The following is a 23289-nucleotide window of genomic DNA, read 5'->3' on the forward strand; positions in this document are numbered from 1 at the left end:
GCTTCGACGCTCAAGAGACAGCCCAGTATTTGCCCAGCGGCGGTTCTCTTCCCGTGACCGGATCGGTTTCAGGAAATGGCAACTTCGCCATGCGCTCGATCATTTCCGGAGTCGGCGCTTCGCGGCAGATGTCCCAGTTTTGCCCTGGCGGGTAGCCGCCGACCACCAGAAAGTCGTCGCTGGCCCAAAGCCGGCAATGACCGGTGCCTGTGGGCAGCAACACCACATCGCCCTTGTTGACCGTCACCTCCTGGCCATTCGGCCCGCCTAGCATCAACCGCGCGCTGCCCGCCGCGAAGCCGAGCACCTCATGGGCTGTGGAGTGGTAGTGGTGATAGTCGAATACCCCGTCACGCCAAGCGGGTTTCCAGCCGTTGCGTGTGAACAGCGCTTCCATTGCCGATGCCACATCGCCGTCGGTGATCACGTCCGTGTAATGCAGTACGGGCAGGCGGGGGTTATTCGGCACCCAGTCGTTGCGTTGCAGCAAAAGTGTTTTCGGTGCTTGCATGGTTTTCGCCCAGGCAAAACCGGTCGGAAGCGCCAAAGAACCTGCGCCGAGGACCAGTGCCCCTTTGATGAAATTGCGTCGATCGAAGGTCGTCATGAATATTTTCCTCCGTAGCAGCTGACCCGCTCGGACGCATCCGCGTTCCATGAAAACATGCGCACCTGCCCCTGTAGCAGGGCGGTTTGCCGAGGGCATCGGCTGGAGGGGGCCACGGTCGGGAAGCCACTGCCAGAGGCCTGCGTTCGCAGACACAGCCATTCTGCAAGGGAACCCCTGAGTCCTCGGCGGGGTCGGTTGATTCGTGCCGGAAGATCAAATGTCATTTGTGCCCCATGCTCTGTTTGGCGCCGGAAGACATGGCGATACTTCGCAAGACTTTGAAAATCCAGAAAAGGCCCATGGATGGCCGTCGCGAGGTTCCAATAATGATTGCAACGCAACGATTTGCACTGCTGATGACCGCTGCCACGTTGCTCAGTGCCTGTGGCGATACTTCGAAGCTGCCGTTTCAGGCGGGCGTTGGTCCCTCGCCGCAGTTGCCTGAACCGACCAGTTCACTGATTCCGACGCTCAAAGTTTCCAAGGCAGTGGGCTGGAGTGGCAGCGACACGCCCAAGGCGCCCGACGGTTTCAAAGTGCAGGCGCTGGCCGATGACCTCCAGCATCCGCGCTGGCTGTACAAGCTGCCGAACGGCGACGTGCTGGTCGCCGAAAGCAACACGCCGCCCAAGCCTGAAGGCTCGACAGATGGCGGAACTGGCCTAATGGCATGGGCCAAGCGCACCGCCGCGGGCATCGTCATGGGCCGCGCCGGGGCCGAAGCGCCGAGCGCCAATCGCATCACCCTGCTGCGTGACGCCGACGGTGATGGCAAGGCGGAAGTGCACAAGGTGTTCATCAGCGGCCTGACCTCGCCCTACGGCATGGCGCTGGTCGGTAACGAGCTGTTTATTGCCAACGCCGACGCAGTGGTCAAAGTGCCGTACAGCGAAGGCCAGACCGAAATCACCGCAACCCCGGTGAAGGTCACCGACCTGCCGGCGGGCATCAACCATCACTGGACCAAGAACATCGTCGCCAACAGCGATGGCAGCAAGCTCTATGTGACAGTGGGCTCCAACAGCAACGTCGGTGAAAACGGCATTGAGGCGGAAGAGGGGCGCGCGGCGATCTGGGAAGTCGACGCCAAGACCGGCCAGAAACGTCTGTTCGCCAGCGGCCTGCGCAATCCCAATGGCCTGATCTGGAAACCGGGCAGCACCGAACTGTGGACCGTGGTCAACGAACGTGACGAAATCGGCAGCGATCTGGTGCCCGATTACCTGACCTCGGTGAAAGATGGCGCCTTCTATGGCTGGCCGTGGAGCTATTACGGCAACCACGTCGACACCCGTGTGCAGCCGCCGCGCCCCGACATGGTGGCCAAGGCCATTGCCCCAGACTATGCGCTGGGCACCCACGTCGCGCCCTTGGGCCTGACCTATTCCGACGCTCGCGGTATGCCGGAGAGCTTCGCCGACGGCGTGTTCGTCGGTGAGCACGGTTCATGGAACCGCAAACCGCAGGCTGGCTACAAAGTGGTGTTCATCGCCTTCCATAACGGTCAACCGTCTGGCATGCCGATCGATTTCCTCACCGGGTTCCTGAATGCCGATGGTGAGGCGCAAGGGCGTCCGGTTGGCGTGATCCTCGATCAGCAGGGTTCATTGCTGGTAGCTGATGATGTGGGCAACAAGGTCTGGCGGGTCAGCCGCAGCAAATAGCCGATAACGTGTAGCAGCACGGCTTGCCGGCGGTGGCGCCGTTCAAATCGCTACCACCGGCAAGCTGGGCTGCTACAAGGGGTGTGGGCAGGCGCGATCTGCATGTTGGCTGCCCAGCCGTCCTGTGGTGTACTCCGCCGGTTGCTTTTCATAGTCAAGCTCCACGCACTAATCCCAGGCGGCCCAATGAATGCTTCTTCCCGTTCCCACAGCCACGTTATCGGCATGTGGTTGATGGTTGGTGTGACGTTTATTTTTGCCAGCCACGATGCGATCTCCAAAACCCTGATTTTCGCGCTTCCAGTGATATTCGTGGCGTGGGCGCGTTATTTGATCCACACCGTGCTTGTGACGAGTGTCATCTTGCGGGAAAAACGCAAAGACGCTTTCCATAGCAGACGTCCCTGGCTGCACTTGCTCAGGGCAGTATTCCTGCTGGGCGACAGCCTGACCTTTCTGTTCGGCCTGACCCACGTGCCGCTGGCGGAATCCACCGCGCTGGTGTTTCTGGCGCCGGCCTTCGTTACGATCCTTTCGCCCTTGTTGTTCGGCATCAAGGCAGACCGTTTGCAGTGGCTGTCGGTGATCGTCGGTTTTATCGGCGTACTGGTGGTGATCAACCCGGGCGGTGATGGATTTTCGCTTTGGATGCTGTTTCCGCTGGCGTGTGCCTTCTGCTTTGCGGTCTATCAGATGCTCACGCAGCTCGCTGGCCAGTCGGACAGCCCGTCAGTGTGCAGTTTTTATGTGGGAGTTTTCAGCACCGCGTTGCTGAGCCTCGCGGTTCCGTTCTTCTGGGCTGCGCCAAATCCTTCGCAGTGGCTTCTGCTGCTGGTGCTTGGCAGCCTGGGGCTGTCGGCGCATTTTCTGATCGCGAAGTCGTATCGCTACGCCTCGTCGTCGGTGCTCGCGCCGTTGGGCTATCTGCAGATCGTCTTCGCCACCGGTTACGGCGTGGTGTTTTTCGACAGCTATCCGGCACTGTCTTCAGCATTGGGCATGGTGTTGATCTGTCTGAGCGGACTGCTGGTTTATGCAAAGCGTACCTCGGCCGTGGCGACCAACTGAACCGAGGCGCAGCCTTGGGTCTCGATCAGCGGGAGAACTTGCGCGCTCCCGCGACGCAGAGAATGACTGCAACCGTCACTGCGATCATGCCGAAGCTGACCTGCTCGTGCAGCAGGGTCGCCGCCAGCGCCAGGCCGCAAAATGGCTGCAGCAGTTGCAGCTGACCCACCGCCGCAATCCCGCCCTGAACCAAGCCGCGATACCAGAAGACGAAGCCGATCAGCATACTGAACAACGAGACGTAGCCGAGGCTGATCCACGCCGGCACGCTGATGTGCGCGATCGAAGACGGCGCGCTCAGCCAGCTCAGCGTCAACATGACCGGCAGCGACAGCACCAGCGCCCAGCAGATCACTTGCCAACCGCCCAGAGTCCTGGACAGCGTGGCGCCTTCGGCATAACCCAGGCCGCACACCAGAATCGCCAACAGCATCAGCAGATCGCCCACCGGCGAGGCAGTAAGGCCCTGGGATACGGCAAAACCGACCACCAGCGAGCTGCCCAACATCGAGAACAGCCAGAACACCGGCCTTGGCCGTTCGCCGCCACGCATGACCGCGAATGCAGCGGTCGCCAGCGGCAACAGGCCAACGAACACAATGGAGTGCGCGGACGTCACATACTGCAATGCCAACGCTGTAAGCATCGGAAACCCGACGACCACCCCCAGCGCGACGATGCACAACGGCAACAGTTGATGCCGTGCCGGGCGCGTTTGCTTGAGCAGCACCAGCATGCACAACGCAACGGCACCGGCAATCGAAGCACGGGCGACGGTCAGGAATACAGGGGCAAATTCCTGAACAGCGATGCGCGTCGCGGGCAGTGAACCGCTGAAGATCACCACGCCAATCAGGCCGTTGATCCAGCCACTGGATATCTGGTCTTTGCTGCGGGGTTGCAGGTTCGATGCGTGTTCCATGACGGCAGGCTCGCTTGAAGCGTGGTTGGGCAGAGTCCGGTCTGTCTGGCGCAGAACCCGGTCGGTTGCAGTCCGCAAATCCTAGGGCGCATAATCAGCACAATCAAAAAATTGTCATGGATACACCGCCAATGCCGCGCGCGCGTTACAAGACCATCGTCGATGCCTTCGCAAGCGACATCGCCTCGGGCGTATTGCCCCCTGGCACTCGCTTGCCCACACATCGAAAGTTGGCCGAAGAGCAGGGGCTGGCACTGGTAACCGCCTCCAGGGTCTATGCCGAGCTTCAGGCGATGGGGTTGATTAGCGGAGAGACGGGCCGGGGCACGTTCGTGCGGGAAATCGCTTTGCCGCTCAGTCATGGCGTCGATCAACAGGCTGCGGCAGCGGGTGTGCTGGACCTTAACTTCAACTATCCGGCATTGCCCGGTCAGGCCGAGTTGCTGCGAAACGGCCTGCGGCAGCTGGCGCTTTCAGGGGATCTGGAAGCGCTGTTGCGTTATCAGCCCCATGCCGGGCGAGGACATGAGCGGGCTTGTATCGCTCGTCATCTGGCAGATCGCGGACTTGAAGCAGAGGCTGACCAAGTGCTGATCGTCAGTGGCGCTCAGCATGGGCTGGCCGCAACGGTCATGGCACTGCTCAAGCCGGGGGATGTGATCGCGGTCGATGCGCTCACATACTCTGGATTCAAGGTCATTGCCGATGCTCACAGGCTGGAGCTGGTGCCTATTGTGCTGAGCGAAACCGGTCCTGACCTCGACGCTCTGGAAAAACTGTGCCGCAAGCGGCGCATCAAGGCCGTCTATGCAATGCCGACCCTGCACAACCCCATGGGCTGGGTCATGGACCTGCCATGGCGTGAGCGATTGGTACGCATTGCGCGAGATTACGGGTTGCTGCTCATCGAAGATGCGGCCTACGCCTTTCTCGCCGACACGCCACCTGTGCCACTGCGAACGCTGGCACCGGAGCTGACGGTCTATGTGTCCGGTTTCTCGAAGAACGTCGCCACCGGCCTGCGCGTCGGTTACGTGGTCGCGCCCGTGCACTGGGTGCCTTCTATCGAGCGAACGATCAGGGCTACCACCTGGAACACGCCCGGCGTCATGACGGCGCTGGTCTGCGGTTGGCTTGATGACGGCACCGTGGCACGCCTTGAAGCTGAGAAACGTCAGGACGCGATGAGACGGCAGAAATTGGCGAGGACGGTGCTGGCTGGATTGACTGTCGTCGGTCATCCGGCCTCGTATTTTCTGTGGTTACCGCTGCCGGAAGACGCGCGGGCGGATCAGATCGCTACAGCGCTGCTGTCGATGAACGTCGCTGTTTCAACCGCTGACGCCTTTGCGATTTGCAGCCCTGTGCCTCACGCGATTCGCCTTGCGCTGGGGTCGCTTGAAATAAAGGCATTACACCAGGCGTTGAACAAAGTTCAGCAAGTCATCGGCAACTTTGTCTTCTGAGTTAGTCTCGATATGCATATTAAAAAGTTGTGTTATTCACGAAACACAAAGAACTTCAACCGCTGCATACCATTCGTGAAATCGATAGCTAACATCACGGAATACGAGTTCTTTTTTTTCATTAAAGGAGCAGGATAGAGCCACACCGAATTGGCTTTAGAAGGACATCCGCGATGAGAATTTCAACCCTGCTGACTCTTGTCGCTGCATTGTCCGGTGGTATTGCCTTTTCTGCTCCTGGCTTTGCCGCTACTTCGGCCGTTACTGCCTCCACACCGTCGGCTGCCGAGGAGCAGTCTTGCCACTTGATGCCAGTCGCGGACAGCGGCGTTGCCCTCAGACATTCGCAGTCTGTGGGCGTGCTTTATAGCGAAAACACGGTCAACACCCTGCAATATCTCGAGCAATACCACTCGGTAGCGTTGAAGGGCGTGAAGAATGGCGCGCTGGATTCCAGGATTCGCGATGCGTTCGTCAACAGTTCCGATCCGAAACTGGCGATCGAATGGCTCAAGGCTTCGATTTCCAAGGAATTCGCTTCGGTGACCGTATACGACAATCTGGATGCATTGATGCAGGCGCGCCCCGACGTGGTAGTAATGCTCGATACTTACAACCAGCTCGTCACTCAGCGCAACAGCAAGGTCGAGGCACGCTTCATCGCCAAGTTCTACGACTCGAACCTGCAATACATCGGCAAGGCCGAAGGCCTGGGTGCGAAAGAACTGACCTCGGTCTGGGTGCACGATAAAGCCGCTCCTGAAATCGCCGCGCAGATCGATCAACAGCGTCAGTTGCAGATCAACGCGCTGAAGCAATTCGATGCTTCGCTTAAGGCATTGGTCACCTCGGGTGAAGTGGCGCAGGTTGCGGGGAATTGATGGGGTCGCATTGAGCGCTTTTGATTCTGGCCGCAAGCGGTAGGAACACCAGGATTGAGATGTACCGTTTTCTCAGCATTTACTGCCGGTGCCCTGCAGATCGTCAGCAAGCTGGGCGCCTACGCCTTTGGCAGGAGCCTGCCAATTACGCACCCTACCGCCGGCAAGCCGCGCTGCTTGAACTATCCTCCTCGCCACGCACCAAAACCCCAAAGGCTGCAAGCCGCAGCGGCAAACAGGTGCCTGCCCATGTCTGAACCGGAAATCCTTAACCTTTATCGCGCTTACATTGACTGTCTGAACCGTCAGGACTGGCCCGCGCTCGGTCGATTCGTCGATCAGGACGTGTATTACAACGGCCAGCGCGTCGGGCTGTCCGGCTACCGGGAAATGCTGGAGAACGATTTTCGCGCGATTCCCGATCTGCAGTTCGTCATCGATCTGCTGTTGGCCGATCCGCCGCATGTTGCCGCCCGACTGTGTTTCGACTGCACTCCCACGGGGCAACTGTTCGGACTGCCGGTCAATGGCCAACGGGTCAGTTTCACCGAGAACGTCTTCTATGAGTTCAGCGACGGGCGCATACGCAACGTGCATTCGGTGATCGACAAGGCAGCCGTCGAGGCGCAGGTGACCCATGCTTCACAGAATGACCGCTAGCCCCTGTATAAACGGACGGTTAGGATAGCCATTCGCAATCATCGGTCGGCGCGTCAGGGTTTTGCTGCCCGCCGTTCCAGGCGAGTCGCTGCCGCTATCGTTGATGCATTCAGGTGTCTGCATGTTCAAACCGTCACTTGCCAGCTGGGCCGCTACCCGTCGCAGCCGCCAGCTGATCCTGCGCCTGGTCCCGGCTCTTTGCGCATTGGCGTTATTGATCGGTTTGAGCGGAGAGCTGTTGGTACAGAACGCCCTGAATCAGGACCGCGACGTGCAGCAACGTTCGCGCACGTTCATCTCGCGCACCCTGGATCAAGTGCGCAACGAGATAGCGCGCAACATCATCAACTACGCCAAATGGGGCGAAGCCTACCGACACCTGCACATGACCGTCGACAAGGCCTGGGCGGACGATCAACGCAACGTCGGCGCGGTGCCTTACGAACTCTATGGCTATAACGGCGTGCTGGTCGTCGATGCGCAGGATCGGACGAGTTACGCGGTGATCGATGGCAAAGCGTCGATGACGCAGGCCAGCGACTGGCTCGAAGGTGATCTGGACGCATTGATCGCCGACGCACGACTGTCTACTCAGGAAAACGACGGGTTGGTGCGCGCGTTCAAAGTGGCTGGCGTGCCCGCGCTGGTGGCCGCCGCGACCATTAGCCCGGCGTCGGACCCGCTGATCGAACCGATTCCCGGCCCACTATCGGTGATGATGTTCGTCACCATTCTTGACCCCAGCAAACTCGCGCATTTGAGTGACACCTACGGCTTGCCGACGATCTCGATCTCTCAGGAGCCGAGGCCTGGCTACGATCAGATGCCGCTGCTCGGCTCTGACATTCAGCTGGCCTGGATGCCGCCAAAACCGGGCATGGATCTGTTGCGGGAGACGTTGCCGCTGTTCATCTCAGGGGTCCTGGCGCTGGCTGTGGTGCTGGCCATCCTGATGCGCTACGCCTGGACATCAGCCCGGCAGATCGATGCTCAGTTCGAGGCGCTGCATAGCAGCCAACTGGAATTGAGCGGCAGCGAGCAGCGTTTTCGCCAGCTCTCGCTGCATGACTCGTTGACTGGACTGCCGAACCGTTTGCGCTTGTATCAGTTTCTCGCCGAGCATCTGGATCAGCCGGTGACATCGCCATTGACTTTGCTGAGTCTGGATTTGGACCGTTTCAAACCGATCAACGATGCCTTGGGCCATGCCATCGGGGACCGCGTGCTGCAGGAAGTCGCCCGTCGCCTGCGCGCCCATGCACAGTCGGGCGGAATGGTCGCGCGTCTGGGCGGCGATGAATTCATTGTGGTGTTGACAGGAAAGATCGAGGAGGGCGACCTCGTCCGATTGTGCGCGCTGGTGGTGGAAGACCTGTGTCGACCGTTCGAAGTGGATGGCCAGACCGTCTTCATCGGCACCAGCATCGGTATCGCCCGGGCGCCGACCCATGCGCAGACGGCTGCCGACCTGCTGCGCATGGGCGACATCGCGCTGTATCAGGCCAAGGCGGCCGGGCGTAATACCTGGTGTTTCTATGCCGACAGCATGAAGACCCAATTGCTGGCCCGTCGGCAACTGGAGCAGGAGCTGCGTGAAGCTTTGCTCAGCGATCAGTTGCGCCTGCACTATCAACCGCGCTATGCCACCGTCGACGGCTCGCTGCGCAGTTTCGAGGCGCTGGTGCGCTGGCAGCATCCGGAGCGCGGGCTGCTGCCGCCGGACACCTTCATCACCCTGGCCGAAGACACCGGGCTCATCCAGCCACTGGGTCGGTGGGTGCTGGATACCGCTTGCCGGGAAGCCGTGACCTGGCCGGACGACATCGGTTTGTCGGTCAATCTGTCTCCCGGCCAGCTAGCCGAAAACGAAGACATCGTCGCCGTGGTGGCCGCGGCCCTGCACGATAGCGGCCTTGCGGCAAGCCGCCTGGAACTGGAAATCACCGAGCGCGTCCTGCTCGACCATGCGCACGCTGCCTTCGCGACACTCACCGCCTTGAGGGCATTGGGTGTGCGGCTGAGCCTGGATGATTTCGGCACCGGTTTCTCGTCCTTGGCGTATCTTCGCAAGTACCCGCTGGATGGCATCAAGATCGATCGCAGTTTCATTTCCCATATGACCGAGCGCGGCAACGATCAAGCCATCGTCGGCGCAATGATCGATCTGGGGCGTTCACTGGGCATGACCGTTACCGCCGAGGGCGTGGAAACCCGGGAGCAACTGGAGTGCCTGCAGCGCCATCCCTGCGATGAAGTCCAGGGGTTTCACTTCAGCAAAGCGGTTCCCGCGGACCAGTTGGGTCTGCTGTTTGCCAAGGCTTCATCACGTTCGACTGAGTGACGGTGCCCGGGTATCCGATACGCGTCGGCCGATTGAAATGTTCTTGAGGCGCCCCACGGTAACCGCATACCCTTAACCGCTCTCCATCACGCCCGGTCCGGTCATGGTCCGCAGCCTGATCTTGCGGCCATCCATGGATCACCGTCAGTGACTCACTCCAGAGGTTGTTTCATGACTAAAGCAGCGTACGTTCCTCCCAAGGTCTGGAAAGACGAAGCTGGCTCCGGCGGCCAGTTTTCCAAAATCAATCGCCCCATCGCAGGCTCGACCCATGACAAAGTCCTGCCGGTCGGCAAGCACCCGCTGCAGCTTTATTCGCTGGCGACGCCCAACGGCGTAAAAGTCACGATCATGCTCGAAGAGTTGCTGGCGCTGGGCAAGACCGACGCCGAATACGATGCCTGGCTGATTCGCATTGGGGAGGGCGATCAGTTCTCCAGCGGTTTTGTCGAGGTCAACCCTAACTCCAAGATTCCCGCGTTGCTCGATCGCAGTGTCGAGCCGCCTGTTCGCGTGTTCGAGTCCGGCTCGATCCTGCTGTATCTGGCGGAAAAATTCGGCGCCTTGCTGCCGACCGATCCTGCGGGTCGCACCGAAACCCTGAACTGGCTGTTCTGGCAGATGGGCGCGGCGCCGTATCTGGGCGGCGGCTTCGGGCATTTCTATGTTTACGCGCCGGAAAAGATCGAATACGCCATCAACCGCTTCACCATGGAAGCCAAGCGTCAGCTGGACGTGCTGGATCTTCGCCTGGCCGAAAGCCCTTATTTGGGGGGCAAGGAGTACAGCATCGCCGACATCGCCGTGTGGTCGTGGTACGGCCAACTGGTGCGCGGCACGGTGTATTCGGCTGCCGAATTCCTCGCCGCTCACGAATACGAGCACGTGCAACGCTGGGCCGAGGACATTGCCAACCGTCCTGCGGTCGTGCGTGGGTTGCGGGTCAACCGGACATGGGGCGAAGAGAGTGAACAGGTGCCGGAACGGCATTCGGCGGCGGATCTGGACTGACGCGTGCGAGCCAGCCATGACCCCTGGCAGTCCAGCTTGCCGGCGGTGAAGGCATTGAAGTCGCCACCATCGGCAAGCGGACTGCTACAGATTCAACAGCCCGCAGGGTCGCCTTTGTCGACAAGTCGGGCTGCCAGCGGTTTCAGTACGTCCAGGTCAGCGACGCAGTCAGGTTGCGTGGCGCGCCGTAGTTGGCAGTGGTCGCGCTGTTGTACAGCGACATCAGGTATTTGCGATCAGTGACGTTGTTCAGGTTGAGCGATGTGCTCCAGTGCTGGTCGATGTCGTAGCTGGTCATCAAATCCACCAGCGCATAAGCGTTTTGCCGAATGGCGCTGTCGGCGTCGTTTTCAACCGGCCCCTGCCAGGTCACACGCGCACCCACCTTGGCCTTCGGCATGCCCGGCAGGCGATACGTTGCCATGCCGCGGAAGCTGTGGGTCGGCACATATTTGCGGGCCCGATCGCCGTTGTCATCATCGATGCGCACATAGGTGTAGCCCGCCAACACGTCGAGACCGGGCATGGCCTCACCGGAGGCCTGCAGTTCTATGCCGTGGCTCTTGTAGTCTAGAGCGTTGTAGACGCTTTGGCTGCCGACCATGCCGACGTACTCGGAGACGTTTTCCTGCTTGGTCTTGAACACGGCGGCGGTCAGATTGAGGCCGTTGTCCAGGCTGCCCTTGAGACCGATTTCCTCGCTGGTGCCCTCCAGCGGGTCCAACATTCTGCCGTCCAGGCCCACTTTGTATTGCGGGCTGTAGATCTGAGTCCAGCTGCCGTACACGCTCCACTGGTCGTTGAGGTCGTACACCAGGCCGGTGTAAGGAGTGACCTTGCCGTGCTCGCGGGTGTGGTGATCGACGCCGTAATCCAAACCCTTGCCATCGGCACTGAGCATCCGCGCACCGACGATCCAGTGCAGGTCGTCCATCAGGCTGAAACGGGCCCCGGCGTACAGGCTTTTCTGCGTGTCGCTGAAATTCTGGTTATTGGTGTCGAAGGTGTAATCCAGTGACGGACGCACGATGGAGCCGGCCAATGCACCGGAGAAGCTGACGTCGTAGTAACCGTTGGCGTCAATGTCGTGCTCGTTCGCCTTTAAATGCGTGCGCCCATAGTTGGCACCCACGGTCAGTTCATGATCGCGGCCAAACAGGGTGAAGGGGCCGGACAACTGTGCCTCGCCGATCATCTGGTCAGTCTTGCTGGTGATGTGGGTGGCAAATGCCGAAGCGTCGTCGCCGGTCACGCTGGCGAGATAGAACATGTCCGTGTCCTGGTACTGGCGAATGCCGGTCAGCGACAGCTTGCTGTTCCAGCCATTGCCGAAGTCATGCTTGAGCTCGGCAAAGGTGCGCTGGGTATGCACGTTCCAGTAAGTCCACGGCTGGCCAATGTTGGCGCTGCGGCCACTGTAATGGATAGGGTTGCCATCCGAATCCGCCAGCGGCAGGTTGCCCCAACTGCTGCCATTGGAATCGCTGTCGTGCTGGGAGAATCCAACGGTCAGGGTATCGGCGTCGGAGAGGTCGAAGTCCAGCAGCCCCGCGGCCACGTTGATTTCGTGGCTGTAGCGGTCCAGGTAGGAATTGCCCTTGTCATGGGCATAGATGAATCGCCCGCGCACGTTGCCGCTGTCGGTGAGCGGACCCGCGACGTCGACGTCGACCCGGCGGTTGTCCCAGGAACCGACGCTGGTGCCGATCTTCGCCTGGAACTCCCTGGTCGGACGCTTGCGCACGAAGTTGACCGTCGCCGAGGGGTTGCCAGTGCCACTCATCAGGCCGTTGGCACCGTGCAGGACGTCGACCTGCTCGTATTCAGCCAGATCCTGGTCGCCCACCAGCAAGTCGCCAGTAAAGGGCATGCCCATGCCGTCGTATTCGAAGGTGGTGATGTCAAAACCGCGCGAAGTGAACTGGGTGCGATCGGTCTCGATCTGCTCGACCGTGACCGACGGCGCGGCACGCAGGGCCTGCTTGATGCTGTTCATCCTGAAGTCGTCGATCTGGTCGCGGGTCACGGTGGTGACCGCCTGCGGCGTTTCCTTGTCCGACAGCCCCAGCCGGGTGGTGCTGGTAGCGGTTTTGCCCTGGTAACCCTGGCTTAGTTCATCGCCTTGTACTCCGTTGCTCTGGATCTGAGTGGAGGGCAGGGTGATTTCATCAGCCGCGTGGGCGAGAGGCATGGCGCTGCAGGCGCCGGCAAGAAAGAGGCTGGCAGGGAGGCGGGCTTTCAATGTTCGTTTTCCTGGTCGGTAGCAGAAAGGTAATTGTTAATCAGAATGTAAATGAGAAATATACACAAATGGTAACGAGTATTTGACAATTTTTTCACACTTCATAACAGCTGCTTAGGCGTCTGTGGCATGCCCCCCAGTCGACCGCACAAGACTTCCGCCCGAAAAACCGGATAATGGCCGCCAATTCGTTTTTCGCTTTCGGTAATCCCATGGAAATCAAGGTCAACTTTCTCGACAATCTTCGACTTGAAGCCAGGTTCGACGACTTCACGGTGATCGCCGATCAACCTATCCGTTACAAAGGCGATGGCTCGGCGCCGGGGCCGTTCGATTACTTCCTGGCTTCGTCGGCCCTGTGTGCGGCCTACTTCGTGAAGCTGTACTGCCAGACCCGCAACATCCCCACCGAGAACATTCGCCTCTCGCAAAACAACATCGTCGACCCGGAAAATCGCTACAACCAGATCTTCAAGATCCAGGTCGAGTTGCCTGCCGATATCTCCGAAAAGGACCGCTTGGGCATCCTGCGCTCCATCGATCGCTGCACGGTGAAGAAGGTGGTGCAGGCCGGGCCAGAGTTCGTGATCGAAGAGGTCGAGAATCTGGACGCCGACGCTCAGGCGCTGCTGATGCCTGCTTCCGGTAACGAGGGTGCGAGCACTTATATCGCCGGCAAGGATCTGCCGCTGGAGCAGACCATCGCCAATATGTCGGGGATTCTGGCGCGGCTGGGCATGAAGATCGAAATCGCGTCGTGGCGCAATATCGTGCCAAACGTGTGGTCGCTGCATATCCGCGACGCCCATTCGCCGATGTGCTTCACCAACGGCAAGGGTGCGACCAAAGAGAGCGCGCTGGCCTCGGCCCTGGGCGAATTCATCGAGCGCTTGAACTGCAACTTCTTTTACAACGATCAGTTCTGGGGCGAAGACATCACCACCGCCGAGTTCGTGCATTACCCCAACGAACGCTGGTTCCAGCCCGGCGCCAACGACGCGCTGCCCAGCGAGATTCTCGACGAGTACTGCCTGAAGATTTACAACCGCGACGGCGAACTGCGCGGCTCGCATCTGTACGACACCAATTCGGGCAACACGCAGCGGGGCATCGTCTCCCTGCCGTTCGTGCGTCAGTCGGACGGCGAGACCGTGTACTTCCCGTCCAACCTGATAGAAAACCTGTACCTGAGCAACGGCATGAGCGCCGGTAACACCCTGGCCGAAGCACAGGTGCAGTGCCTGTCGGAGATTTTCGAGCGCGCGGTCAAGCGCGAAATTCTCGAGGGCGAAATGGCCCTGCCTGATGTGCCGCATGAAGTGATCGCCAAGTACCCCGGCATTCTCGCCGGGATTCAGGGGCTGGAAGAGCAGGGCTTTCCGGTGTTGGTGAAGGATGCGTCGCTGGGCGGCGAATTCCCGGTGATGTGCGTCACCCTGATGAACCCGCGCACCGGCGGCGTCTTCGCCTCGTTCGGCGCGCACCCAAGCTTTGAAGTGGCGCTTGAGCGCAGCCTTACCGAACTGCTGCAGGGCCGCAGTTTCGAAGGCCTGAACGACTTGCCGCAGCCGACTTTCGAGGGGCACGCGGTCACCGAGCCGAATAACTTCGTCGAGCATTTCATCGACTCAAGCGGCGTGGTGTCATGGCGTTTCTTCAGCGCCAAGTCTGACTACGAGTTCGTCGAATGGGACTTCTCAAGCGCAGGCGACTTCAGTGGAAAAGAAGGGGCCAACGCCGAAGAAGCCGCGACGCTGTTCGGCATTCTCGAAGACATGGGCAAGGAAGCGTACATGGCGGTCTACGAAGACCTCGGCGCGACTGCTTGCCGCATTCTGGTCCCGGACTATTCGGAGATTTATCCGATCGAGGATCTGATCTGGGATAACACCAACAAGGCGCTGCTGTTCCGCGCCGATATCCTGAATCTGCACAACCTCAGCAAAGTCGGCCTGAGGACACTGGCCCAGCGTCTGGAAGACAGCGAGCTGGATGACTATACCGACATCACCACGTTGATCGGCATCGAGTTCGATGACAACACCGCCTGGGGTCAGCTGACGATTCTGGAATTGAAGCTGCTGATCTACCTTGCCTTGCAGAAGTTCGAAAAAGCCAAGGACCTGGTGGAAGCCTTCCTGCAATACAACGACAACACCGTCGAGCGCGGCCTGTTCTACCAGGCGGTGAATGCAGTGCTGGAAATGCAGCTGGACGAAGATCTGGAGCTGGCGGACTACGAAGTCAATTTCCGCCGAATGTTTGGCAACGAGCGCATGGACGCCGCGATTGGCTCGGTGGACGGTAGCGTGCGCTTCCATGGCCTGACGCCGACCAGCATGAAGCTGGAAGGGCTGGACCGACACCTGCGCCTGATCGAAAGTTACAAGAAGCTGCATACCGCGCGGGCCAATGCAGCAGGCTTGGCGCGTTAACCGCTGATTGCGCTGCTCTCTCAAGCGTTCGGCAGACACTGAACCTGTAGCAGCCGAGATTGCGGGCGGTGGCGTCCTTGAAACCGCTACCGCCGGCAAGCCGGACTGCTACAGGGATTTCGGCGCGATTCGACGCTATCTCGAACCCGGAAAGCGCCCAGTTCAGAGCGAGCGAACGAATCGACGTGCGCTGCCGGTCGGGTTTTCGTTCTCGGCGGCCAGGGTGAACCCACAGCGGTCGAGCACTTTTGCCGATCCGACATTCTCTTGGTACACATAGGCGATCAACTGCGTCAGCCCCCAGCGCTCACGCGCCTGCTCGATAAGATGCTCGAGCGCCCGTGTCGCCAATCCCTGTCCTCCAGCATCTCGCGCGATTCGGTAGCCGACTTCTGCCGCGTTCGGCGGTGTGTGGATGTGCTTCAGGTTGGCTCTACCCACGATCCTTGCGTTGGCATCTTCGATGACGAATGGATGCCATGTGCCTGTCGAGAAACGCGAGAGATAGTCCTGGATATGATCGCTGACACCTTGCGGGGAATAGAATCCGGGTTCCCGGGCCTCGATGTGGGATTCGAACCACTCTCGATTTTCGATTTCGAAGGCCAGCAAAGTCTCGGCGTCAGCGTCTGTCAGTTCGCGAATGCGCAAGCGTTGTTCGGGATGATGCATCGGCGTAGGCATGAGCACGGTCCTTGTGATGGACCGCCGATGATGCCGTTTGCAGGCCTGCAGAGCAATCTATGCGCTGCAGCGCTCATTCGCTTCTGCATGTTGTTTGGAGTCGGTCAGATGCACCGCGGCAGTGGCAGTCCTCTAAGGTCAACTGCCACACAGCCATGACGCCTTTCAGCTTCTCAGATCGGTTTTCTTATCGCCGCAAGCGACTTTTTCTTTTTCGACGGGACGGAATTCGCCCTTCACGTTGATATCTTGGAAACGTTGGCCCAGCGCTTGTTCTATATCGCCGACAGCAGAGGTGTCATTCAGGTCTTTGACCACCAACCACAGGCGCGGAAGGTTATGAAAGTAGGCTTCGTCGATCTCTACGTCCTGGGTAAGCTGCCGGTCCGCACGCCAGAGGCATTCGCGTTGCGTTCTCTCAGGATCCTGTGGCCAGGTTTCGGAACTGGTCAGCCAGATTTCATAGAAATCCTTCAGCTCATCTCTGTCCATTTCTTCCAGTTTTTCCAGCGGAACGAATGTATTCACGGCGTCACCTGTCAAGCGAGTGGATTTCAAAGGCACGGTACATTGCCCGTGCCTGGCCTCTGTTTTTCAGCACTGCTGCAGAGGCTTACACCTATAGGGCCAGGCTTTGGCGAGGGAGTTCCGTCAACTGGGTTCGGACATCTGCACCGGCAGCGCAATGCAGACCTCAAGCCCACCGCTACGCCGATTGCGAAGGGTCAGGCTGCCACCATGTTCCAGCACGATCGCCCGCGTGGCAGGCAAGCCCAGGCCCACGCCGCCGGTGTTCTTGTTGCGTGAACCTTCAATGCGAAAGAAGGGCGCGAAGACTTTCTCCTGATATTCAACGGCGATGCCTGGGCCGCGATCGGTGACGCGCAGTTCCACGCGGCTGGCATGGGCTTTCAGACTCACTGCCGGTTCCGTTCCGTATTTGAGCGCGTTATCGATGAGGTTCACCACTGCGCGTTTGATGCCAACAGGACGTCCCACATACACGAATCGCTGAGGGCCGTTGAGCGCGACGTCGGCTCCCGCATCTTTGAAATCATCGACGATGGTATGCAGCAGTTCGGCCAGGTCGAAAGCGGTTGCCCGCTCCAGGCGCGCATCGTCGCGGAAGAAGTCCAAGGCCGAATTGACCATCGCCTGCATCTCGTCGACATCCCTGAACAGCCTGGACTGCTGCTCGGCATCTTCGATGAATTCACCGCGCAGACGCATGCGTGTCAGCGGGGCGCGCAGGTCGTGGGAAATGGCGGCGAGCATCTGCGTTCGGTCGTGGAGAAAGTGCTGGATCTGCGCCTGCATGGCGTTGAACGCCAGGATCGCCTGCCGAATTTCCTGCGGGCCGACCACCGGGATCGGGGGTGCCTTGAAGTCCACGCCAAAACGCCTGGCTCCCTGCGCAAAGCGTTCCAGCGGAGTGGCCAGATGCCGGGTCGCTACCAGGGCCACGAGCATCGTCGAGGACAGGATCAGGGCGATGATGATCAGGTTGCGCGGCAGTTCCGCCAGACCCCAACTGCGCGTAGGCACCGAAAACATCACCCACGATCGATCGCTCAGCTCGATCAACAGCGCGTAGCGACTGTCGGCCTGTTGTGGCGACCAGTCGGCGGGTTCGTAGGCCTCGATACGGGCGTCGGGCCGGTCCAGCAAGGTGCGCAACAGGGCCGAGCCGGAGCGGAAATTCGGCTCATCGATCGCTGGCACACGGGCATCCTGGTATCGCGGCAACCATTGCGTGCTGAACCCCTGGTCACTGCCGGCGATAGCGATACCGGGGCGCTGCTCGGGCGCCACCGAATCGATGATCCGGGTGATGGCGGCGGCTTTTTCCATCAGCCCTGTTTCCATCAGCGGCGGTTTGGCCCAGACCCCGCCGAGCAGGCTGAATACCCCGTTCAAGGCCAACGAGGTCAGCATCGCCGCCATAGTGGTCAGGGCGATCCAGCGAGCAACCGTGTCGCGGGGGCGCCTTGCCCGCAGCGCCCGCAACAGGTTCATCGATTGGCCACGCTGGGGGTAAAGAGGTATCCGACGTTGCGAATGGTACGGATCATCGGCGCGGCGGTGGGTTCGGATTCCAGTTTGCGTCGCAGCCGGCTGACTTGAACATCGATGCTGCGATCGAACGCGTCATGCCTCTCGCCCCGAGCCAGGTCCAGCAACTGCTGGCGAGTCAGCACCCGACGCGGATGTTCAGCGAACACCAGCAACAGTTCGAACTCGCCAGCCGACAGCGGAATCATGACTTTCTCGGGAGACCGCAGTTCGCGGCGGGTGACGTCCAGCTGCCATTCGGCGAACTCCAGAATGGGGCGCGGGGCGTCGCTGGCTGTGCTTCGGGCCTCGCCGGTACGCCTGAGCACGGCGCGCACCCGGGCCAGCAATTCTCGGGCATCGAAGGGTTTGGTCAGGTAGTCGTCGGCACCCAGTTCCAGACCGACCACGCGATCACTCGGCTCGCCCAATGCGGTAAGCATGATCACCGCGACACTGTGCTCGGCGCGCAATCGCTGGCACAGCACCAGCCCGCTGTCTCCGGGCAGCATGACGTCAAGGATGATCAGGTCCGGCGCGCGCTTTTCCAGCGCCTGCCAGAGTGAGGGGCCATCGGTCGCGATTTCGACGCTGTAACCGTGTTGCTGGAGGAACTTCTGCAGGAGGGCGAGGACTTCAAGGTCATCGTCGACCAGAATCAAATGACTCACGATGGGCTGACTCACAAAGACAGGCTGCCGGGCTGGACACAGGCGCCTATCTAAAATCATTCGGCGCTCGCCGTCATATATTTCGATCCGGCAACAAAGCGACCGGCTTGCAATGAACTGGCAATCATCGAGCAAAAAAACGCAGGCAGCATCGCCAGCAATTCTTGTCGAGATGCCCTGCATGCCCACTCTCAAACCCGCTTTGCCCTGTGTTCGACTCGCTGCTGTCGGTGCTCTGGCGTTGCTTGCCAGCGGCTGCGCGGTGCCGGTCTCTACGGCGCCAACCTCTTGCAACGCTGTCGAGTACAGCGTCCATGACCCGGCGCTGTCGATCAACCGCGCAATATTCGCCTTCAACCGCACGGTCGACGATTACGCTCTGGCTCCTGTCGCCCGAGGCTATCTGCACCTGCCTGGATTCTTTCAAACAGGCGTTCACAACTTCGTCGCCAACTTCGGCGAGCCCAAGGTCTTCATCAACGACCTGCTGCAGGGCAACGGCCGACGCTCGGTCAACACCCTGGGACGTTTCGTCATCAACACCACCGTCGGTGTCGTCGGCCTGATCGATGTCTCCGGCAAATTCGGCATCGAGCGCCACAAGGCCGATTTTGGCCAAACATTCGGGGTCTGGAATATTGCCGATGGACCTATCGTCGAGCTGCCGTTGCTCGGCACCGCCAACCTGCGCGATGCCACGGGCAAGGTATTGAGTTTTGCTGTCGACCCCTTCGGCGACAACAGCGATACCGTCGAGACCCTGAGCACCATCAATACGGTCGGCGGTATTGTCGACGGTCGCGCGCGGCTGTTGCCGCTGACCGACAAGCTGCGTCAACAACCGGATTACTACACCGCGCTGCGGGATGTGGTGGCTGCGAAGCGCGCGAGGTTTGTCGACGAGGGTAGATCAGGGGCGCTGATGGGTGAAGCGCCGGATTGTTCAGGCATTAAGTCACCGCGATCGCAAGATAACGACCTGTAGCGGTCAGTCCGGCTTGCCGGAGGTGGCCGCTGAAGATCGCTACCGCCGGCGAGCCAGATTGCTACAAAAAGGCGTTATCTCCGGATCTACGGTTTTGCTGCATCAAAGAGGTCGAGAAAATCCTGCACTGTGCTCTCAAGGTATTTGCCCGCCCGGTAGTCCGGCTTCACCGCGTCCCCGCCCGCTACGACGTCTTGCGGGCGTTCGACAAACTGGCCGACCGCTTGAAACCGGTCATCGAGCACCAGCACGAACGGGATCGAAATGCGCTCCAGCCCCAGCCGTGCCTTCAGTTCGTTCTCGGCCCGACCTTTGCTGATGATCGCTACATCGATGTTCGGCTGCCTGCGTTGCAGGTCATCCAGAACCGTGACGTTGATCTGGCAATCCGGGCACCACATCTCGGCCGCGACCAGCAAATGAAAGCGCCCCTCGACGGCGTGTACGCGTTGTAGCGTCATTGGGCTGATGGCCTCGGCGTCGGACAGTTTGTGCTGGACGCTCCGAACGACGCTGATTTCCGCAGGCAGGCCGCGGCTGACAAAGGATTCGAAATCCTCGCCGATGGTGAAGAGTTCCTGATAGGAAGTCATGGTGGTTTCTCACGTTCAAATCCGATGCTGCATTTGGGCAGCAATGACGGGAGAGGGCAAGCATCATCGGCGAGACTGTTTATGCTGCGCTGGGTGCGCTCGATCATAGGTGACCCGGGGCGGATCTGCATGATCTTCAAGCCAACCTGACTGAAATGCCGATGCCGAAGGCCATTACCTTGGTCGAACTGTTAACTTACCGCGAGGCGAGCCGTGATGAATCGCCAGAATCAGGAAGGAGCGAATAGTCGTGAAGTTTGATATTGCTGCGGTTCGTAAGGAACTGGCCCCGTCCGGGATGTTGCGGGTCGCAATCAATCTGGGCAATCCGGTTCTCGCGCAGCGCGATGAGAGCACCGGCACGCTTGGAGGAGTGTCGGTCGCATTGGCGAATGCATTGGCAAGTGAGCTTGGAGTCACTGTCGGTCTCACGCCGTACGATGCGGCGGGGAAAGTGTTCGCCGCGCTGGAAGAAGAGCTGTGGGATCTGGCGTTTCTGGCCATCGAACCGGTGCGTGCGGAAAAGATCGCTTTCTCGAATCCTTACGTATGCATTGACGGAACCTATCTGGTCAAAAATGAAAGCCCATACCAGCGTGCGGCTGAGCTTGACGACAAAGGCATTCGCATTGCGGTCGGACAGGGCGCCGCCTACGACCTGTATCTGTCGCGCACATTGAAAAGCGCCGAGCTTGTCAGAGCGGCGACGTCGGCACGTGCCGTGGACACCTTCCTGGAACTGGGTCTGGACGCCGCGGCCGGCGTTCGACAACCCCTGGAGCGGTTCGCGAAGGCGACTTCAGGCGTGCGGGTACTAAGCGACAACTTCACGGAGATACGCCAGGCGATGGCTGTCCCGAAGAGCAAAGTGGCGGCAGCGCAATACGTTGAGGATTTCATCGATCGCCAACTGCGAAACGGTTTCGTGCGCAACGCCCTGAACGACAGCGGCGTATCCGATGCGCGAGTGGCTTCGCCGGCAGCATCGTAATTCCGAAAGATCCGGATGGGTCCATCGTTCGAGACTGGAAAGATCCGCGCTGCAAATCGGTTTATGACCGCAACATCACAGAGGAGGGTCGCCCAACAGGCGTTGGGCGACCCTTGCCTCAATCTTTGTGATGGCTCGCGGCAAGGCCATACACGGGGGTGTCCAGGCCTTCGAAACGCGCCTTCAATTGCAAGGCCAGGTACAGCGAGTAGTGCCGGGACTGATGCAGGTTGCCGCCGTGAAACCACAGGTTGTCCTGTTGTGTCGGCTTCCACATATTGCGCAGCTCGCCCTCATAAGGGCCTGGATCCTTGGTGGTGCCGGACCCCAGGCCCCAGCAGCGGCCGACCTTGTCGGCGACCTCCTGGGAGATCAGCTTCGCGGCCCAACCGTTCATTGAACCGTAGCCCGTGGCGTGGACGATCAGATCTGCCGGCAGGCGGCTGCCGTCGTTGAGCACCACGGCGTCGGCCTCGATGCGCTCGACGCCCAGACCTGGCGCGCTCTTGAGCTTGATCGTGCCGTTGGCGATCAGCTCCGAGGCGCCGACATCGATGTAATACCCGGAGCCGCGACGTACATACTTCATGAACAGACCAGACTCGTCATCCCCGAAGTCGAGCATGAAGCCGGCTTCGCTCAAGCGTTCGTAAAAATCCTTGTCACGTTCTTTGATCGCTGCAAAAACCGGTTGGTGGAAGCTCGGCATGACCTTGTACGGGATCGAGGCGAATAGCATATCGGCCTTGTCCGTGGTCAATCCGGTCTCCAGCGCGTCTTCCGAGTAGAGCCCGCCGAACACCAGATCCATCAGGCTGTCGGAACGCACGATATGGGTGCTGGAGCGCTGCACCATGGTCACTTCGGCGCCGTTTTCCACCAGGTCGGCGCAGATATCGTGAGCCGAATTGTTCGCACCGATGACCACCGCGCGCTTGCCGCGCCAGGCATCGCCGCCGGGATGGCGGCTGGAATGATGCTGCTGCCCGCTGAAGGTCTCGGCCCCTGGATAACTCGGCACATTGGCTACGCCGGACATGCCGGTGGCAAGAATCAACTGGGTTGGCTGCAGTGTCATGCGCTCGCCATCACGCTGTACCTCGACCGTCCACTTCCCGGCCTGTTCGTCGAAGCTTGCGCTCACGCATTCGGTGCGCGGCCAGTAATTGAGCTCCATGACTTTGGTGTACATCTCAAGCCAGTCGCCGATCTGGTCTTTGGGCGTGAACACCGGCCAGTGATCGGGAAAGGGCAGGTAAGGCATGTGGTCATACCAGACCGGGTCGTGCAGGCACAGCGACTTGTAGCGACCGCGCCACTGATCGCCAGGGCGGTCGGCCTTGTCCACGATCAGGGTTGGCACCCCCAGTCGTTTGAGCCGCGCGGCGAGCCCCAGCCCGCCCTGGCCACCGCCGACGATCAGGCAGTAGGGTTGGGTAGTGATGCCCAGCGAAGCTTCTTCATCGCGACGACGCTCCAGCCAGTTGCGTTTGTCGGCATGACCGTGACCATGGTTGGCGCCTAGCGGGCGACGGCGGCCGCTGGGTTCTTCGTGGCCTTTGAGTTCGCGCATGGTGGTCAGCAGCGTCCAGCACAGCCCGTCCTTGAGGCGGACGTAGCCTTTGCCTCGCGCGATGTCCGTTTCCAGGCTGATCCAGCCTTCGAGTACGCCGTCGGTCAGCGTCGCTTCACCTTCCAGTTTCCACTGCTCGGGACGGGTCATATCGAGCCGTTTTTCGAGCATGTCGCGAATGGCCGGCTTGCCTTCCAGGGTCACCAGGTTCCAGCTGAAAAGCAGCAAGTCACGCCAGTAACATTCTTCGGCAAACAGTTCGAGGACACCGTCCAGATCACGTCGGACGAGGCGCTCGTTGAGGTTTTCGACCCATCCCGTCAACTGAGAAGTGGGCGTCTGGGCAGGCGTTTCGATAGCGATGTTCATGAGGGTTTCTCCCGATCTTGTTGTTTTTGTACCGCGTAGGTCAGAGCAAGGGCTGGGCCACCTTGTGGAAA

Annotated in this window: 19 protein-coding genes; 10 read left to right on the forward strand and 9 right to left on the reverse strand. The window is 60.0% G+C overall.

Annotated features, from left to right (window positions below):
- Positions 1 to 10: 10 nt before the first annotated feature.
- Positions 11 to 607, reverse strand: a complete 597-nt coding sequence (locus ACRER8_RS03820; protein ID WP_431745022.1) for a cupin — start codon at positions 605 to 607, stop codon at positions 11 to 13.
- Positions 608 to 936: 329 nt separating this feature from the next.
- On the opposite strand from ACRER8_RS03820, the gene ACRER8_RS03825 reads away from it, so the two are divergent.
- Entirely contained in the window at positions 937 to 2274 is a 1338-nt protein-coding gene (locus ACRER8_RS03825; protein WP_431745023.1) for a PQQ-dependent sugar dehydrogenase, read from the forward strand.
- A 186-nt stretch (positions 2275 to 2460) separates the two neighbouring features.
- Positions 2461 to 3342 carry a DMT family transporter gene (locus tag ACRER8_RS03830; RefSeq protein WP_431745024.1) on the forward strand — a complete coding sequence of 294 codons (882 nt, stop codon included), beginning with the start codon at positions 2461 to 2463 and terminating at the stop codon, positions 3340 to 3342.
- 25 nt (positions 3343 to 3367) lie between these two features.
- On the opposite strand, the gene ACRER8_RS03835 is transcribed toward ACRER8_RS03830, so the two are convergent.
- Positions 3368 to 4264: a DMT family transporter gene (locus tag ACRER8_RS03835; RefSeq protein WP_431745025.1), complete on the reverse strand. Its 897-nt coding sequence runs from the start codon at positions 4262 to 4264 to the stop codon at positions 3368 to 3370.
- Between the two features lie 131 nt (positions 4265 to 4395).
- Between ACRER8_RS03835 and ACRER8_RS03840 the strand changes: the two genes are divergently transcribed.
- The 5 genes from ACRER8_RS03840 to yghU all read left to right on the forward strand — a co-directional run bounded on the left by ACRER8_RS03840 (position 4396) and on the right by yghU (position 10623).
- Entirely contained in the window at positions 4396 to 5730 is a 1335-nt protein-coding gene (locus tag ACRER8_RS03840; protein WP_431745026.1) for a PLP-dependent aminotransferase family protein, read from the forward strand.
- Positions 5731 to 5903: 173 nt separating this feature from the next.
- Complete coding sequence (locus tag ACRER8_RS03845; RefSeq protein ID WP_431745027.1) at positions 5904 to 6611, forward strand: ATPase; 708 nt, start codon at positions 5904 to 5906, stop codon at positions 6609 to 6611.
- 249 nt (positions 6612 to 6860) lie between these two features.
- Positions 6861 to 7271, forward strand: a complete 411-nt coding sequence (locus ACRER8_RS03850) for an ester cyclase (RefSeq protein ID WP_431745028.1) — start codon at positions 6861 to 6863, stop codon at positions 7269 to 7271.
- A gap of 121 nt (positions 7272 to 7392) precedes the next feature.
- Complete coding sequence (locus tag ACRER8_RS03855) at positions 7393 to 9612, forward strand: putative bifunctional diguanylate cyclase/phosphodiesterase (RefSeq protein WP_431745029.1); 2220 nt, start codon at positions 7393 to 7395, stop codon at positions 9610 to 9612.
- A gap of 171 nt (positions 9613 to 9783) precedes the next feature.
- Positions 9784 to 10623: a glutathione-dependent disulfide-bond oxidoreductase gene (yghU, locus tag ACRER8_RS03860; protein ID WP_431745030.1), complete on the forward strand. Its 840-nt coding sequence runs from the start codon at positions 9784 to 9786 to the stop codon at positions 10621 to 10623.
- 142 nt (positions 10624 to 10765) lie between these two features.
- Here yghU and ACRER8_RS03865 read toward each other — a convergent pair whose 3' ends face one another.
- Positions 10766 to 12814 (reverse strand): TonB-dependent siderophore receptor, encoded by a 2049-nt coding sequence (locus tag ACRER8_RS03865; protein WP_431745107.1) that lies wholly within the window; start codon positions 12812 to 12814, stop codon positions 10766 to 10768.
- 263 nt (positions 12815 to 13077) lie between these two features.
- Between ACRER8_RS03865 and ACRER8_RS03870 the strand changes: the two genes are divergently transcribed.
- Positions 13078 to 15300: an OsmC domain/YcaO domain-containing protein gene (locus tag ACRER8_RS03870; RefSeq protein ID WP_431745031.1), complete on the forward strand. Its 2223-nt coding sequence runs from the start codon at positions 13078 to 13080 to the stop codon at positions 15298 to 15300.
- A gap of 162 nt (positions 15301 to 15462) precedes the next feature.
- Here ACRER8_RS03870 and ACRER8_RS03875 read toward each other — a convergent pair whose 3' ends face one another.
- From ACRER8_RS03875 to ACRER8_RS03890, 4 genes are all read right to left on the reverse strand, one after another.
- Positions 15463 to 15984: a GNAT family N-acetyltransferase gene (locus ACRER8_RS03875; RefSeq protein ID WP_431745032.1), complete on the reverse strand. Its 522-nt coding sequence runs from the start codon at positions 15982 to 15984 to the stop codon at positions 15463 to 15465.
- Between the two features lie 165 nt (positions 15985 to 16149).
- On the reverse strand, positions 16150 to 16512 hold the full coding sequence (locus ACRER8_RS03880; RefSeq protein ID WP_431745033.1) for a hypothetical protein: 363 nt from the start codon (positions 16510 to 16512) through the stop codon (positions 16150 to 16152).
- A 123-nt stretch (positions 16513 to 16635) separates the two neighbouring features.
- The gene (locus ACRER8_RS03885; protein ID WP_431745034.1) at positions 16636 to 18000 is read right to left on the reverse strand and encodes an ATP-binding protein; all 1365 of its coding nucleotides are present in this window, start codon (positions 17998 to 18000) and stop codon (positions 16636 to 16638) included.
- Complete coding sequence (locus ACRER8_RS03890) at positions 17997 to 18707, reverse strand: response regulator (RefSeq protein WP_431745035.1); 711 nt, start codon at positions 18705 to 18707, stop codon at positions 17997 to 17999. The genes ACRER8_RS03885 and ACRER8_RS03890 overlap by 4 nt, the downstream gene beginning before the upstream one ends.
- Positions 18708 to 18888: 181 nt before the next feature.
- Here ACRER8_RS03890 and ACRER8_RS03895 point away from each other — a divergent pair, with 181 nt between their 5' ends.
- Entirely contained in the window at positions 18889 to 19692 is an 804-nt protein-coding gene (locus ACRER8_RS03895) for an MlaA family lipoprotein (RefSeq protein ID WP_431745036.1), read from the forward strand.
- Positions 19693 to 19778: 86 nt separating this feature from the next.
- On the opposite strand, the gene ACRER8_RS03900 is transcribed toward ACRER8_RS03895, so the two are convergent.
- Positions 19779 to 20285, reverse strand: a complete 507-nt coding sequence (locus ACRER8_RS03900) for a thioredoxin family protein (RefSeq protein WP_431745037.1) — start codon at positions 20283 to 20285, stop codon at positions 19779 to 19781.
- A 298-nt stretch (positions 20286 to 20583) separates the two neighbouring features.
- Here ACRER8_RS03900 and ACRER8_RS03905 point away from each other — a divergent pair, with 298 nt between their 5' ends.
- Positions 20584 to 21276 (forward strand): transporter substrate-binding domain-containing protein, encoded by a 693-nt coding sequence (locus ACRER8_RS03905; protein WP_431745108.1) that lies wholly within the window; start codon positions 20584 to 20586, stop codon positions 21274 to 21276.
- Positions 21277 to 21394: 118 nt separating this feature from the next.
- Here the strand turns inward: ACRER8_RS03905 and ACRER8_RS03910 are convergent, their stop codons facing one another.
- Positions 21395 to 23218, reverse strand: a complete 1824-nt coding sequence (locus ACRER8_RS03910; RefSeq protein ID WP_431745038.1) for an NAD(P)-binding domain-containing protein — start codon at positions 23216 to 23218, stop codon at positions 21395 to 21397.
- Positions 23219 to 23289 lie beyond the last annotated feature (71 nt).

The organism is Pseudomonas sp., from assembly GCF_050739935.1.
Lineage (GTDB): Bacteria > Pseudomonadota > Gammaproteobacteria > Pseudomonadales > Pseudomonadaceae > Aquipseudomonas.